The sequence below is a fragment of the Halomonas alkalicola genome, assembly GCF_030704205.1.
Lineage (GTDB): Bacteria > Pseudomonadota > Gammaproteobacteria > Pseudomonadales > Halomonadaceae > Halomonas > Halomonas alkalicola.
Map to the genome: position 1 here is coordinate 473,222 of NZ_CP131913.1, position 14,309 is coordinate 487,530.

The 14,309-nt window shown below is 67.8% G+C and carries 13 protein-coding genes; 3 read left to right on the forward strand and 10 right to left on the reverse strand.

Translation table 11 applies throughout. From position 1 onward, the window contains the following. Positions 1-11: 11 nt before the first annotated feature. The 6 genes from B6N23_RS02270 to B6N23_RS02295 form a co-directional block, all read right to left on the reverse strand. Entirely contained in the window at positions 12-689 is a 678-nt protein-coding gene (locus B6N23_RS02270; protein ID WP_305501590.1) for a DUF2848 domain-containing protein, read from the reverse strand. 59 nt (positions 690-748) lie between these two features. Continuing rightward, a complete protein-coding gene (locus B6N23_RS02275) occupies positions 749-2,035 on the reverse strand; it encodes a TRAP transporter large permease (RefSeq protein ID WP_119022814.1) in 1,287 nt (428 codons plus the stop codon). Further along, positions 2,032-2,628: a TRAP transporter small permease subunit gene (locus B6N23_RS02280; RefSeq protein ID WP_305501591.1), complete on the reverse strand. Its 597-nt coding sequence runs from the start codon at positions 2,626-2,628 to the stop codon at positions 2,032-2,034. Before B6N23_RS02280 ends, B6N23_RS02275 begins: the two co-directional genes overlap by 4 nt. Positions 2,629-2,692: 64 nt before the next feature. After that, on the reverse strand, positions 2,693-3,757 hold the full coding sequence (locus tag B6N23_RS02285; protein ID WP_305501592.1) for a TRAP transporter substrate-binding protein: 1,065 nt from the start codon (positions 3,755-3,757) through the stop codon (positions 2,693-2,695). 40 nt (positions 3,758-3,797) lie between these two features. Beyond that, the gene (locus tag B6N23_RS02290; protein ID WP_305501593.1) at positions 3,798-4,601 is read right to left on the reverse strand and encodes a putative hydro-lyase; all 804 of its coding nucleotides are present in this window, start codon (positions 4,599-4,601) and stop codon (positions 3,798-3,800) included. Between the two features lie 81 nt (positions 4,602-4,682). Then, the gene (locus B6N23_RS02295; RefSeq protein ID WP_305501594.1) at positions 4,683-5,600 is read right to left on the reverse strand and encodes a LysR family transcriptional regulator; all 918 of its coding nucleotides are present in this window, start codon (positions 5,598-5,600) and stop codon (positions 4,683-4,685) included. A gap of 256 nt (positions 5,601-5,856) precedes the next feature. On the opposite strand from B6N23_RS02295, the gene B6N23_RS02300 reads away from it, so the two are divergent. Genes B6N23_RS02300 through B6N23_RS02310 form a run of 3 tightly spaced genes read left to right on the forward strand, consistent with a single transcriptional unit; the run spans position 5,857 to position 8,773 of the window. Beyond that, complete coding sequence (locus B6N23_RS02300; RefSeq protein ID WP_305501595.1) at positions 5,857-6,843, forward strand: TRAP transporter substrate-binding protein; 987 nt, start codon at positions 5,857-5,859, stop codon at positions 6,841-6,843. Between the two features lie 36 nt (positions 6,844-6,879). Continuing rightward, positions 6,880-7,443, forward strand: coding sequence for a TRAP transporter small permease (locus tag B6N23_RS02305; protein ID WP_305501596.1), 564 nt, complete (start codon positions 6,880-6,882; stop codon positions 7,441-7,443). Between the two features lie 25 nt (positions 7,444-7,468). After that, positions 7,469-8,773: a TRAP transporter large permease gene (locus tag B6N23_RS02310; protein ID WP_305501597.1), complete on the forward strand. Its 1,305-nt coding sequence runs from the start codon at positions 7,469-7,471 to the stop codon at positions 8,771-8,773. Between the two features lie 7 nt (positions 8,774-8,780). Here the strand turns inward: B6N23_RS02310 and B6N23_RS02315 are convergent, their stop codons facing one another. From B6N23_RS02315 to B6N23_RS02330, 4 genes are read right to left on the reverse strand one after another with little or no spacing between them, the layout of a single operon-like run. Beyond that, on the reverse strand, positions 8,781-10,631 hold the full coding sequence (locus B6N23_RS02315) for a protein kinase domain-containing protein (RefSeq protein ID WP_305501598.1): 1,851 nt from the start codon (positions 10,629-10,631) through the stop codon (positions 8,781-8,783). A 5-nt stretch (positions 10,632-10,636) separates the two neighbouring features. After that, entirely contained in the window at positions 10,637-11,959 is a 1,323-nt protein-coding gene (locus B6N23_RS02320; RefSeq protein ID WP_305501599.1) for a 2-oxo acid dehydrogenase subunit E2, read from the reverse strand. A gap of 13 nt (positions 11,960-11,972) precedes the next feature. Then, positions 11,973-12,950: an alpha-ketoacid dehydrogenase subunit beta gene (locus B6N23_RS02325; RefSeq protein ID WP_305501600.1), complete on the reverse strand. Its 978-nt coding sequence runs from the start codon at positions 12,948-12,950 to the stop codon at positions 11,973-11,975. Position 12,951: 1 nt separating this feature from the next. Then, a complete protein-coding gene (locus tag B6N23_RS02330) occupies positions 12,952-14,160 on the reverse strand; it encodes a thiamine pyrophosphate-dependent dehydrogenase E1 component subunit alpha (protein ID WP_305501601.1) in 1,209 nt (402 codons plus the stop codon). Positions 14,161-14,309: the final 149 nt, after the last annotated feature.

The window sequence follows — 14,309 nt, forward strand, 5'->3', positions numbered from 1 at the left end:
CTTGCCTCGCCTCATGCCACGACCGGCAGGGTCTCGACCCGGTAGGCGTGCTCCAGGGTACGTCCGGAGACCGGGTCCGTCAGCACCACGCGAAAGGCCTCGGCGGGCCGCACCCCGCCGATCACCGGCAGGGTGCCACAGAACATCACCTGGCCCGGCGCCAGCTGCGCACCGGCCAGCCCGAAACGCGACAGCAACGCCTCGGGATGCAGCAGCCCGGTCACGCCCCCCTGCTGGTAGCACACCTCCTCCCCATCGATGGTGGCATGGGAGGCCAGGGTCAGCTCGTCCCAGTGGTCGATCACCTCGTCGAGGCGCCATACGCTCCCGCCTACCGGCTTGGCACAGACCTGCTTGGAGTGCGCCACCGACCATGCTTCGGCCTCCCGGTCGGTGTGGTCGGACCCGATGCCGACCAGGGTGCCGGCGTGGCTGCCGATCAGCACCACCTCCACTTCGCCGCTGGTGGCCTCGCCCAGCACCTGGACGCCGGGGTCGGTGGTCAGCTGGTTGGCCGCCACGCGGTAGAAGAGCGGCGTGGTGGAGGGCGGGGTCACGCCGATCGCCCGGAGCTCCTCGATGTGCTCGTCGATGGCAGCCTGCTCGCGGCCGGCCCAGCCGGCGATGATCAGCTCCTCGACCTCCACCTCGACGGGTGGCTGTGTCGCCGAAAGATAGAATGTGGTCACTATGGGCTCCTCCTTGTTGTGAGTGGTGAGCGGCGAGCGGTGCCTGGTGGGCGGCGGCACTAGCCGCGCACCAGGTTGGGCAGGTACATGGCGACCGACGGGAAGAGGATCAGCACGATCGCCATGATGAACATGATGCCGACATAGGGCATGGCGCCGAGCATCACGTCGTTGAAGGAGCCGCCCTGGCGAACCCCCTGGACCACGTAGAGGTTGAGCCCCACCGGCGGGGTGATCAGCGCCATCTCGATGAGCAGGATCAGCAGGATGCCGAACCACACCGGATCGAAGCCCATGGCGATCACGATGGGCGCCACGATGGGGATGGTGATCACCATCAGCGACAGCGTCTCGATGAAGAAGCCGAGGATGATGTAGAGCACGATCACCAGCATCAGGGTCGAGTAGGGACCGAGACCCGCCGACTCCAGGAAGGCGGTGAGCTCCCGGGTGACCCCGGTGGAAGCCAGCACGAAGTTGAGGAAGTAGGAGGCGATGATGATCAGCATGATCATGCCGGTGGTGCGCATGGTGCCATCCAGGGCCTCGACGATGATGCGCAGCGACAGCTTGCGCATGAACAGCGCGATCAGCAGCGCCCCGATCACCCCCAGCGAGGCCGCCTCGGTGGGGGTCGCCCAGCCCGCATAGATCGAGCCCACCACGATGCCGAACAGGATCAGCACGGGGACCAGGTGCCTGAGCCCCGCGATACGCTCTCCCCAGCTGTGGTGGGTACTGGGCCCACCGAGGCTGGGGCGCCACATGCAGATCAGGGCCGTGCCGACCATGAACAGCACCGCCAGCAGCAGACCCGGAATCAGGCCCGCGGCGAAGAGCTGGGGAATCGAGGTCTCGGTCAGAAAGCCGTAGACGATCAGGTTGATGGAGGGGGGAATCATGATGCCGAGGGTGCCCCCGGCGGCGATCGAGCCGGTGAACAGCTTGGCATCGTACTTCATTTCCTTGCCCTGGGGGATGGCTACGGTGCCGATGGTGGCCGCCGTCGCCACGCTGGACCCGGAGGTGGCGGAAAACAGCGTCGCGGTGCCGATGTTGGCATGCAGCAGCCCACCCGGCAGCCAGGAGAGCCAGCTCTCCAGCGCCCGGTAGGTACCCTTGGCGATCCCGGTACGCACCAGGATCTCGCCCAGCAGGATGAACAGGGGGATGGCGATCAGCAGGAAGCTGTCGGAGGCCGACCAGAGCACGTCGCCCATGGCCCTGACCAGCGGGAAGGGGGAAAAGAACTCATCCAGGAACAGCCCCAGGGCTATCAGGGTCGCCGCCACGGGGACGCTGACCAGCAGCAGGACGAGCAGCACCAGCAGTGCGATCAGAATCATGAGTGGGCTTCCTTGTTTTCTTCGCTGATCTGCTCATCCAGCGTCGGGCTGCCCGCCAGCCGCTGGACCCCCTCCACATCCCGACACAGCAGGCCGAGGAGGACGCGCAGCGAGAGCAGGCCGACGGCGAGGCTGAACCAGGCCAGCCCCAGCAGCCACAGCGCCTGGGGCAGCCAGATGGGCGTGCCGAGCGGGGTGTTGGCCGTCGCCCCAGCCAGGTAGGAGTCCTTGGTGACCTCGAAGGCGGCCCCGACCACCAGCACGCAGAAGAGCGCCATGGCGAGCAGGGCGACCAGATCGAGCACCCCACGGACGCTGACCGGCAGGTTGAGGTAGAGGGCATCGATGCGAATGTGCGCCTTGCGCATCAGGGTGAAGGCGAACGACCAGCTGGCGCTGATCGCCATGATATAGCCGGTGATCTCCGTGGCATGGACGGCCGAGCGCCCCATGAAGCGCCGCGACAGCACTTCCAGGGTGACCATGGCCACGGTCAGCAGAATCAGCACGCCGCCGGCTCTCGCCAGCCAGAGGGAGCCGACCTGCACGCCATCCAGCACCCGATCGAGGGTGGTATTGACCCGTTGCAACATGTGTCTCTCCAGGGCGAGGCCGGGCTGTAGAACAGCCCGGTCGCCGGCAGTCATCGAACGGGAATTACTTGGTGGCCGTCAGGCCCGTGATGGCCCCGATGGTCTCGTTCCAGCGATCGACCCACTCCTGGTCCACGCGGTTGGCCCAGTTCGGCAGCAGGGTCTCCTCGAGGTGACGCGTCGCCTCCGCGTAGTCCTCATCGGTCGCCTCGACCAGCACCATCCTGCCGGGGTCGCCACGGGTACACTCCCCTTCGCCGGTCAGGCAGGCGATCCCCTCGCGGGTCTCCTCCACGGCGGACTCCCACACCGGGTTCTCGTAGTGGTCGCGGATCTCGGCGGTCAGCCACTCCTGGGTCTCGGGCGACAGGGAGGCCCATTTGTTGCCGTTCATGGCCGTAACCACATGATCCCAGCCCCCCACCGGCAGCGGGTAGAGGTGGGTGGAGACCTCATGCCAGCCGGAGCTGTAGCCGGAGAGCGAGCCGGTCACGGCGCAGTCGATGACGCCACGCTGCATGGCACCGGGTACCTCGCTGAAGTTCAGCGTGATGCCCTCGGCGCCCAGCGCTTCCAGGAACTCGGCGGTGGTCCGGCCGCTGGCCCTGACCTTCTTGCCGGCCAGATCGGAGAGCCCGTCGATGGCGACATTGCAGAAGACCATCTGCGAGGGATAGGGCACCACGGCCAGCAGGTGCGCGTTGCGATAGCGCTTGGCGAAGGCGTCGGCCAGCACCGGACGATAGGCGTCGGCCACCGCCCGGGCCGTCTCCACGTCCGGTGCGATCATCGGCATGTCCAGCCCCTCGAGCTCCGGCGCATCCTGCACGGCATAGTTGATAACGGTGGAGGCCACCTCGATCACGTCGCGGCCCATCAGGCGGTAGACCTCCCCTCCCCCGAGCCCCATCTGGTCGAAGGTGGTGACATCGGTGGTGATCCGGCCACCGGAGGCCTCGGGCAGGTGGCGCTCCCAGAAGGGGCGCTCGAAGTTCTGATAGAGCGACAGGCTGCTCCAGCTGCCCACGTAGGCGATGCTGGTCTCGTCCAGCTCCTGGGCCTGGGCCTGGGAGGCGGCCACCAGCATGCCGGCAGCCACAGCAGTCACGAGGGATTTCGGGGTCATCATGGGATCTACCTCTTGTTGGTGTTGTGGGGTCTTTCGAGGGTTACAGCAGGGCCAGGCGACTGTCGGGAATGTCCGTGATCAGCATATGGCCCGGGCTGTGGGTGATGGCAAACTCGATGGCAGACTCGACCAGCACCTGCTGGGGCGTGACCCCGCAGGCCCAGAACACCGGGATCTCGTCCTCGCCGATCGTGACCGCATCGCCGTAATCGGGGGTGCCGATGTCCGGGATCCCGATGAGTGCCGGGTCACCGAAATGCACCGGCGCACCGTGTGCCTGGGGATAGCGGCTGGTGATCTGGATCGCCCGGATGGCATCCGCGGCCCGGTAGGGGCGCATGGAGACCACCAGGCGACCGCCGAAGCCGCCCGCCGGGATCAGCGGGACGGAGGTGTTGTACATCGGAACATTGCGTCCCTCGTCGATATGGCGCACCGGCAGCCCATCCAGCGCCAGGGCATGCTCGAAGGTGAAGGAGCAGCCCAGGGCGAAGGTCACCAGGTCATCTCGCCAGATCCCGGCGACGTCATGCACCGTCTCGGCCAGCCGGCCGTCGCGGTAGATGCCATAGGCGGGAACGTCGCGGGCGATATCCAGGTCCTCCCCCAGCGCGCCGCAGATACGCTCGCCGGGCTCGGTGACGGCCAGCAGCGGGCAGGGCCGGGGGTTGGCCTGGCAGAAGCGCAGGAAGCCGTTGGCCTGAGCTTCGGGAAGGATCACCAGGTTGACCTGGACATACCCCTTGGCCAGGCCCGCGGTGGGGCCGACCAGGGTGCCATCACGAGCGGCGAGGCGCACGGCTCTCGGGTCGTTCTCGGCATAAGGGAGCGTTGTTGGGGTCATTGTTCTGCCTCTGCATGCGGTCCTTCAAAGGTAGGGCAGAACAAATGATTACTTCAAATCGATATTCAGGATCACTTTTGATCAATAAAGCTGATCACTAGGGAGCCTATCACCGCTTCGGTCGCCTTCCGCCACCGTGGCAAGCGACAGTTCGGCCACCGCGCGGACCACGCCGGCACCGGGTGAGGCGCTGTAGGCGGTGCTGAACACCAGGTCCGGCAGCGTGGCCTCGACCCGGAACTCCCGAAGCGCCCCCGTGGCCAGCTCCCGGGTGAGAATCTCCCGCGGCAGTGCGCTCACACCGAGCCCGTCGACCGTCATCCTGATGATGGTGGAGAGCGACGAGCTCGAGTGAATCCGGGAGGGGTGGTCCGTGGGGGTCACCAGGGAGCGGATATTTGCATAGGGCTCGCTGCGGCGCGGGTAGGTGATGATCGGAATCCTGGCCAGATCGGCCAGGCGGATCGGCTCCTCGGGCAGGGGAATCGAGGGGCTGGCCACCCAGACCAGGGCGTAGCGGCAGAAGGGGCGGCTGACGAAATCCGCCTGGTTCACCTCGCCGATTAGGAAGGCGATGTCGATCTCGCGGCTGGTGAGCTTGTCGGCCAGGTTGACCGAAATGTCCACGTCCAGCTCGAGGTTGATGGCCGGGTAGGCCTCGCTGATCTTCTCGATCAGCCGCGGCAGCCAGGTGTAGGCGATGGTCTCCGAGACCCCCAGCCGAATGGTGCCGTGGATGGCATCGGGGCGAGCCACGGTCTCGAGAAGCTCGGAGTGTAGCTGGAGGATCTTCTCCGCGTAGACCAGCAGCTGCCGCCCCTTGGCGGTGAGGACCGCCCTGCGCCCCGTGCGGTCGAACAGCTCGGTACGCAGCTCATCCTCGAGGCTCGAGATCCTCGCGGAGACGGAGGGCTGGGAGGCATAGAGCCGTTTGGCGGCGGCCCTGAAGCTGCCCAGTCGGGCAATCCACACGAAGGTTTCCAAGGTTCTGATATTCATCCGTTACCTGCTCGCCTCCCGAGACCGAGGGGGCGGCGAGCCTGGGTGACAGGCAGCACCGATCATGTTCGACCCCCACTGATGAAAATACCCTATCACAGCCGCCGCGGCGCCATGGCACTGCCCGATGTCGACCGGCAGGGGCGTCCACCACCGTTTAGAGCAGGTCGAAAGGTCACCGGGCGGCCGGCCAGGCACCTGCTAGGCTTCGAGGAGTCTACGCTCCGTCATCGGCATCCCTCAGGAGGTTCGCACCATGCGTCCACATCGCTTCACGCCGCTGCTGCTCCCGCTCTCCGCCCTCGCCTTCGCCGGCGCCGTTCAGGCCGCCGAGTGGAACATGGCCACCCCCTACGGAGACGCCAGCTTCCATACCCAGAACGTCAAGCAGTTCGCCGAGGACGTGGCCGAGGCCACCGAAGGCGCGCTGCGCATCACCGTCCACAGCGGTGGCTCCCTGGTGGCCCACGGCGAGATCAAGCCCTCGGTGCGCCGCGGCACCATCGAGGCAGGCGAGGTCTTCCTCTCGACCCTCTCCAACGACGACCCCATCTTCGAGATCGACACCCTGCCGGGGGTGGCGGGCAGCTACGAGGAGGCCATGGCGCTGTGGGACGCTACCCGCCCCATGATCACCGAGCTCTTCGCGGCGGAGGGGCTCAAGCCCCTCTACGCCGTGGCCTGGCCGGCCCAGGGCCTCTACACCCGGGAGGAGATCACCGACCCCGAGCAGTTCGAGGGGCTCAGGGTGCGCGCCCCCAACATCAACACCCAGCGCTTCGTGCAGAACCTCGGCGGCAGCCCCACCGAGACCGAGGAGTCCGACATTCCCACCGCCTTCAGCACCGGCCGGGTGGACGCCATGATCACCTCCAGCGCCACCGGCAACGCCATGACCGCCTGGGACTATGTCTCCCACTACACCGACGCCAACCTCTGGCTGCCCAAGAACATCGTGTTTATCAACCAGCGCGCCTTCGACCGCCTCGACGAGGCCACCCAGGAGGCGCTGCTCGAGGCGGCCGCCCGCGCCGAGGAGCGGGGCTGGCAGATGAGCCGCGACAACAACGCGACGAGCCTCGAGGCCCTGGCGGCCAATGGCGTCTCGGTGGTGACCCCCAACGAGGCCGTGGCCGAGGCGCTACAGGCGGCCGGTGACAAGCTCTTCGCCGACTGGGAGTCCCGCGCCAGCGACCAGGCGAAGGAGCTGCTCGAGGCCTACCGCGCCGGACTCGAGGAGTAAGAGACGATGACGGCCGGCCGCCCGACAAGCGCCTCCATGACCTTCAGGTTTGCGCTGCTCTACCGCCTGGGGGCCTGGGGGGCGGCCGCCTGCATGGTCACCATCTGCGCCCTGGTGGCGCTGCAGGTCACCTTTCGCGTGCTGGATGCCCTGCTGATCCTGGTCGGGCTGCGCCGCCTGGGCCTCGGCATCACCGGGGTCTCCGAGCTCGCCGCCTACCTGCTGGTCGGGGCGACCTTCCTGGGGCTCGCCTACACCTTCGTCCATCACGCCCATATCCGGGTGACCCTGCTGCTCTCCCGGCTTCCCTCGCGATTCCGGGTCTGGGTGGAGGTGTGGTGCCTGGTCGTGGCGCTGGCCATCGGCCTGCTGCTGGCCTACGGCCTGGTCGAGCTCGCCCGCGAGAGCCTGCACTACCGCGACGTCTCCTCGGGCTTCCTGTCGATCCCGCTGTGGATCCCCCAGACCGTGCTGGCGACCGGCGTCGGGCTGCTCTGCCTGGCGCTGGCCGAGGCCCTGCTGATGACCCTGCGCATCGCCGCCCGGGACCCCGACAGCTTCCGCGAGCTCACGGCCACCGACGACAGCGACCTGCCCTGACCGGCTCACCGGGAGACGACACCACGTGCTAGCCCTGTCCCTAACCGCCATCCTGACCCTGGCCCTGCTGCTCGGCAGCGGGGTCTGGATCGCCTTCGCCCTGATCGGCACCGCCTGGGTGGCCCTGGCGTTCTTCACCCCCTTCGCCCCCGGCCCCATCCTCGCCTCAGACTTCTGGGGCGCCAGCTACGGCTGGGACCTGACCGCCCTGCCGATGTTCATCTGGATGGGCGAGATCCTCTTCCGCTCGGGCCTGGCCGACAACATGTTCCGGGGGCTCTCGCCCTGGCTGAACCGGCTGCCCGGCCGACTGCTGCACACCAACATCATCGGCAGCGGCATGTTTGCCGCCGTCTGCGGCTCCTCGGCGGCCACCTGCGCCACCGTGGGCAAGATGACCCTGCCGGAGCTGGAACGGCGCGGCTACGACCCCCAGATGGCCATCGGCACCCTGGCCAGCGCCTCCACCCTGGGGCTGCTGATCCCGCCCTCGATCGTGCTGATCGTCTACGGCGTGGTCACCGAGCAGTCCATCTCGCGGCTCTTCATGGCCGGCATCGGACCGGGGCTCATGATCCTCTCGCTCTTCATGGGCTACCTGATCCTGTGGTCGCTGCTCAAGGGCAACCGGGCGGGGCTCACCGGCCCGGACGAATCCGCCCTGCCGCTTGCCCAGAAGTTGCGCCAGACCCTCGCGCTGCTGCCGATCCTGGCTCTGATCGGCGGGATCATCGCCTCCATCTACGGCGGCCTGGCGTCCCCCACCGAGGCCGCCGCGGTGGGGGTGGTGCTCTCGATGCTGATCGCCCGCTGGAACGGCCACTTCGGCTCGGTCGTCTTCCGGGAGTCGCTCTTCGCCGCGGTCCGGACCTCCTGCATGATCGCCTTCATCATCGCCGGGGCCTCCTTCCTGACCTCGGCGATGGGCTTCACCCAGGTCCCCATGCAGCTGGCCCGGGCCATCGGCGAGATGGGGCTCTCCCCCACCCTGCTGCTGGTGGCCCTGACCCTGCTGCTGCTGGTGATGGGCTGCTTCCTGGACGGCATCTCGCTGATCCTGCTGATCACCGCCATCATCATGCCGGTGATCAGCGCCGCGGACTTCGACCTGATCTGGTTCGGCATCTACCTGGTGATCGTGGTGGAGATGTCGCAGATCACCCCGCCGGTGGGGTTCAACCTCTTCGTGATCCAGGGGCTGACGGGCAAGGACATCCTCACCATCACCCGGGCCACCCTGCCCTTCTTCCTGCTCATGCTGGCGGCCATCGCCCTGATGCACCTCTTCCCGGAGATAGCCCTCTACCTGCCCCAGGCGATGAACCGCTGAACCGGGGTCAGCCGCCCTCTGCCCTGCGTGCCGATTCCCGCAGCGCGGCGCGCGGGTCGCGCGGATAGAAGCGCTCCGGCTGGCGCTCCACGTGGGGGAAGAAGCGGGTGTCCTTGTAGGGCATCTTCATGAAGCCGGAGACCCCGAGCCCTTCGATCAGGCCCACGGCGTCGAGGATGTCCTCCAGGCGGCGGCGGAACTCCGCCTCCCGGGAGGGGTCGAGCAGGCGGTAGTAGCTGTGGATCTTGAGGTGAGCCGGCCGCGCCTCGAAGATGATCATGCCGGTGTGGTGGATCTCGTTGAGCGCCTCCAGGGAGGTGATGATCTGCTCGGGCAGTATCAGGAACTCCTCGGGGTCGGGGCCATCCTCGAAGTAGCTGTGCAGGCGGCTGCGGTCCTCCAGCTCCGGCATCGCGCTGACCTCGTAGGCCAGCCGCATTCCGGGCTCCAGCCGGAAGGGCTGCTCCGGCCCCTCGCGATCCAGGTGCAGGGTGTCCCGGGCGTTGAACAGGCAGCTCTTGAAGATGCCCTGGCGGTAGATGGCCCGGGCCAGGTGCACCATGTTGTTGACCGCGGCGATGAAGGCCGGTCGCCGGGCGGCGTCGTGCAGGTTCAGCGAGGTGTCGATATAGACCCCGTCGGCCTCCCAGCGCACCGCCAGCCCCCCCACCACCGGGTAGCGCCCCAGCCGGCTCACCGCGGCCAGGAAGGCCTTCTCGGTCTCGCCCATGCCCTGCATGAAGTTCTTGTAGTAGCGATCGAGCTGCACGTCGTTGACGTCGCTCAGGGTCTCCGGCGCCCCCTCCTCGCGCAGGAAGGCCTTGCGCGAGCTGTAGACCACGGTGTCGATCTCGCGCTCGGCCGGGCGCACCCAGACCGGCACCAGCGCCTGGGGCGGCGTGACCGGTAGGTCGATCATCACCAGCCGGGAGAGCCTGGGCATCTCGCGGATGAAGTGGTCGCCGGCCCGGTGGCGCTGGCGCGGATCGGGGTCGAGCATGCCGTCGAGCATGCGCGCGAACTCCACCGGCAGCCCCAGGGAGGTTGCGGGAATGGCGCGGTGGCCGAAGCGGCAGGACTGCGCCGAGGCCAGCGCATAGAGGGTGCCGGCGGCCCCCTGCTCGTCGAAGCGCGGCGAGGAGAGCGCGCCGTTCAGCTGCTCCTCGCCGATGAAGTAGACGTCGCCCAGGCGGGCGTTGGTCTGCTGGAGGTTGTCGGACATCAGCTCCATGACGTTGGCCGCCACAAACTGCTGGTTGGCGTCGAGTTGGGCGAACACCGAGGAGCCCCAGTCGATCAGGGCGATGTTCTCGGTGGCGGCGTCGAAGACCAGGTTGGAGGGCTTGATGTCGCCATGCACGATGGGGCGGCCGGCCGGCCCGGACTCCCGGCGCAGGGTGCTCAGGATATCGGCCAGCTGGCCGGCGATATGCACCACCAGGCGCGGCGAGAGCCGGCCCTCGCGCAGCGACACCTCCTCGAGGTTGAGGCCCGGCGCCCGCTGCATGACAAGGATCGCCTGGTGGCGCACCCGCTGGTAGGCGATCAGCTTCGGGACCCGGGGGTGGTCCACCTGCTCCAGCATGAAGGCCTCCTCCTCGAGGCGGTCCTGGAGGTGCTGGGGCAGGTTGACCCGTGTGAACTTGAAGACATACTCGTCGCCGAGCGCGGTCAGCCCCGCGAAGACGAAGCCATAGGCGCCCTTGCCGATCAGCGCGATCTCCCGGTAGCCCAGCTGCTCGAGCTGGGCCTGGCACAGCGCCACCCACGCCTTGAGCTTGCGGGCGTCCTGGTGGCTGAGCAGGTAGATCGACTGCTCTTCCGGGATATAGAACTGCTGCAGGGGCGCCTGGGTCATGGCCGTCAGCCCAAGTGGAGCAGCATGGTCTCCGGCGCCTCCAGATACCCCTTCCAGGCGTTGCAGAAGCGGGCGATGGTGCCGCCGTCGATAAGGCGATGGTCGCCGGCCCAGGTGACGGTCATGATCGCCCGCTTGACCACCCGCTCCTCGGCGTCGAAGCGCGGCAGCCACTGGGTCTTGCCGATGGCCACGATCGCCACCTCCGGGGCGTTGATGATGGGGGCCGCATAGGTGCCCCCGAGCGCTCCGATATTGGAGATGCTGATGGTGCCGCCCTTGAGGTCCTCCTGGCTTACCCTGCCGGCGCGGGCCGCCTCGGTCAGGCGCGCCACCTCCTCGGCCAGCGCGAGCAGACTCCTGCGCTCCACCCCCTTGACGTTGGGCACCAGCAGGCCGGCGCGGCTGTCCACCGCCATCCCCACGTTGACCGAGGCGAGGTAGTGGATCTCGCTTTCGTCATCGCTGAGCCGGGCATTGAGGATAGGCGCCTCGCGCACCGCCAGCGCCATCGCCTTCATGAAGAAGGGCATCAGCGTGAGACGCGTCCCCTGCGCTTCCGCCCTGGGCTTCAACCGCTCGCGCAGCGCCAGCAGCTCGGTGACGTCGATCTCCTCGCCATACTGGAAGTGGGGAATGGTGCTGGCCGCCTCCACCATGCGCCTGGCCATGACGGCGCGAACGCCGCGCAGGGGCTCCACGCGTATCTCCTGCCGGCTACCGGCGTCGGCCACCGCGATACCTTCGGCGGCTCGGACGTCGGGGCCGCCCTCCTCCAGGTAGCGCAGCACGTCCTCCTTGAGTACCCGCCCCTGGCGGCCGGACCCCGGCACCGCCTCGAGGTCGAGGTCGTGCTCGCGCAGCAGGCGACGCACCGCCGGGGCGACCGGAATGCGCCCGTAGGGGCCACGGCCCGGCTCGGCTCTCTCCTCTTCCGGGGCCGCCTCCGAGGCGTCGGGCGCCTGCCCTTGGCGGCTCGAGGCCCGGTCGGCAGTGCCCTGGTCGACCGTCGCCCCTGGCGCCTGCGCGGCGGCGCCGGTGTCATCGGGCGTCGCTTCCGGCACGGCCGCGGGCTGCCCCTCGTCCGCCTCCCCCTCGGCCACGTAGCCGAACAGCGGCGCGTGCACCTTGGCGATCTCGCCCTTCTGCACGTAGAGCCGCGTTACCCGCCCCGCCTCGGGGGCGGTGATCTCCACCAGCGCCTTGTCGGTCATCACCTCGACCACCGGCTGGTCCTCCTCGATCACGTCGCCCTCGGCCACGTGCCACTCCACTACCTCGCACTCCACGATACCTTCGCCGATATCGGGCAGCATGAAATCGCTCATCGTCTTGTCTCCCTCAGAAGGCCATCGAGGCCTGGATCGCTTCGAAGATCTTCAGGTGGTCCGGCAGGTACTCCTTCTCCAGGGTCAGCGGGAAGGGGGTATCCAGGCCGGTCACCCGGGCGATGGGAGATTCCAGGTAGAGGAAGCAGCGCTCCTGGATGGTGGCGGCGATCTCGCCGGCGAAGCCGCCGGTCAGCGGCGCCTCGTGGGTGATCAGCAGGCGCCCGGTCTTGAGCACCGATTCGACTACGGTGTCCTCGTCCCAGGGCAGGATGGAGCGCAGGTCGATCACCTCGCAGGAGATGCCCTCCTTCTCGGCCAGCGCCACGGCGCGCTCGATCTCCTCCATCTGCGCCCCCCAGCCGAGCACGGTGATGTCGCTTCCCTCGCGGGTCACCTCCGCCTCCCCCAGGGGCAGCTGGTAGTCCGCCTCGGGCACCTCGCCGGTGGAGGCGCGGTAGAGGCGCTTGGGCTCGAAGAAGAGCACCGGGTCGGGGTCGCGGATCGCCGAGAGCAGCAGCCCCTTGGCCTGATAGGGGTTGCGGGGCACCACCACCTTGAGGCCGGGCGTATGAGCGAAGTAGGCCTCCGGCGACTGGGAGTGGTAGTGGCCTCCGGAGATGCCGCCGCCGTAGGGGGCGCGGATGGTCAGGCCGCCGACGTTGAAGAGATCCCCCGAGCGGTAGCGGAACTTGGCGGTCTCGTTGACGATCTGGTCGAAGGCCGGAAAGATGTAGTCGGCGAACTGGATCTCCGCCACCGGCACCGAGCCCTGGGCGGCCAGGCCGTTGGCGAAGCCGATGATGCCCTGCTCCACCAGCGGGGTGTTGAAGCAGCGTGCGCGGCCGTACTTTTCCTGCAGGTGGCTGGTGGCGCGGAAGACGCCGCCGAAGAAGCCCACGTCCTCGCCGAAGCAGATGACCTTCTCGTCCTCGGCCATGGCGATGTCCAGGGCGTTATTGATCGCCTGCAGCATGTTCATGTTAGGCATCTCACTCCCCTCCCTGGGTATCGAGGCTGGCACTCACGTCCGGGTCCAGGGAGCGCGCCCCCTTCGGGTAGGCCTCCGGGTACTTGCGGATATGGGCCTTGAGCCCATCGAGCTGGCGCTGCAGCGCCGGGGTCACGTCCGCATAGACGTCGGTGACCAGGCTGTCGAGCGGCGGCGGCGGGCGCTTCTCGGCACGCTTCATGGTCTCCAGCACCTCGCGGCGCAGCGTCTCCTGGAGCGTCTTCTCCTCCTCTTCGCCCCACCACCCCCTGGCCAGCAGCCAGTTCTGCATGCGCTGGATGGGATCCTTGTCGCGCCAGGCCTCCTCCTCCTTCTTGGAGCGGTAGCCGGAGGGGTCATCCGAGGAGGAGTGGGCCGCCAGGCGGTAGGTCATCGCCTCGATCAGCACCGGCTTGTTCTCCTCCACGGCGATGCGACGGGCCTTGCGGGTCGCCGCCAGCACCGCCAGCACGTCATTGCCGTCGACGCGGATCACGTGCATGCGGTAGCCGAAGGCCCGGGGCGCCACGCCGTCGGCGGCGAACTGCTCGATGGAGGGGGTGGAGATCGCATAGCCGTTGTTGCGGCAGAAGAAGATCACCGGCACCTCGTGCACGGCGGCCATGTTCAGCGCGGCATGGAAGTCCCCCTCGGAGGCGGCCCCCTCGCCGAAGAAGACGATGGTGCAGTGCCCCTCGCCCGCCAGCTTCTGGCCGTAGGCGTAGCCGGCGGCCTGGGGGATCTGGGTGGCCAGGGGCGACGAGATGGTCATGTAGTGCAGCTTGCGCGAGCCATAGTGGATCGGCATCTGGCGGCCCTTGCCGTAGTCGAGCTCGTTACCGAACAGCTGGTTCATGAACTCGTCGTAGCTGAAGCCGCGATAGACCAGCGCCCCCTGCTCGCGGTACTGGGCCATGATCATGTCAGCGTCGTCGAGCGCCGCCGCCGAGCCGATCACCGCGGCCTCCTCGCCGGTGCACTGCATGTAGAAGGAGAGCCGTCCCTGGCGCTGGGCGGCCATCATGCGCTCGTCCAGCACCCGGGTCGCCACCATGGCGCGGTAGATCCTGAGCGCCTGGTCGCGCTCGAGCGCGGGCGCCTCGGCCCCCTCATGGAGGGTGCCGTCCTGCCGGAGCAGGCGAAAGGTGGGAATGGAAAACTCGTCGCCGCGCAGGAAGTCCGGCGTATGGATATCTTGTGTCGTTGTCATCTCGGTTTCCTCTACCCCTTTTGAGGGCAGTGTTGTCGCTTGTCTCGCCCTTTGCCAGCGGGGTCGCCGCCGGCGGGTCAACGCAACCCAGGATGACGTTAACGTAAAATGCAGCCATGCGCACCCACCTTGCTACCAAGGCAGCAGAG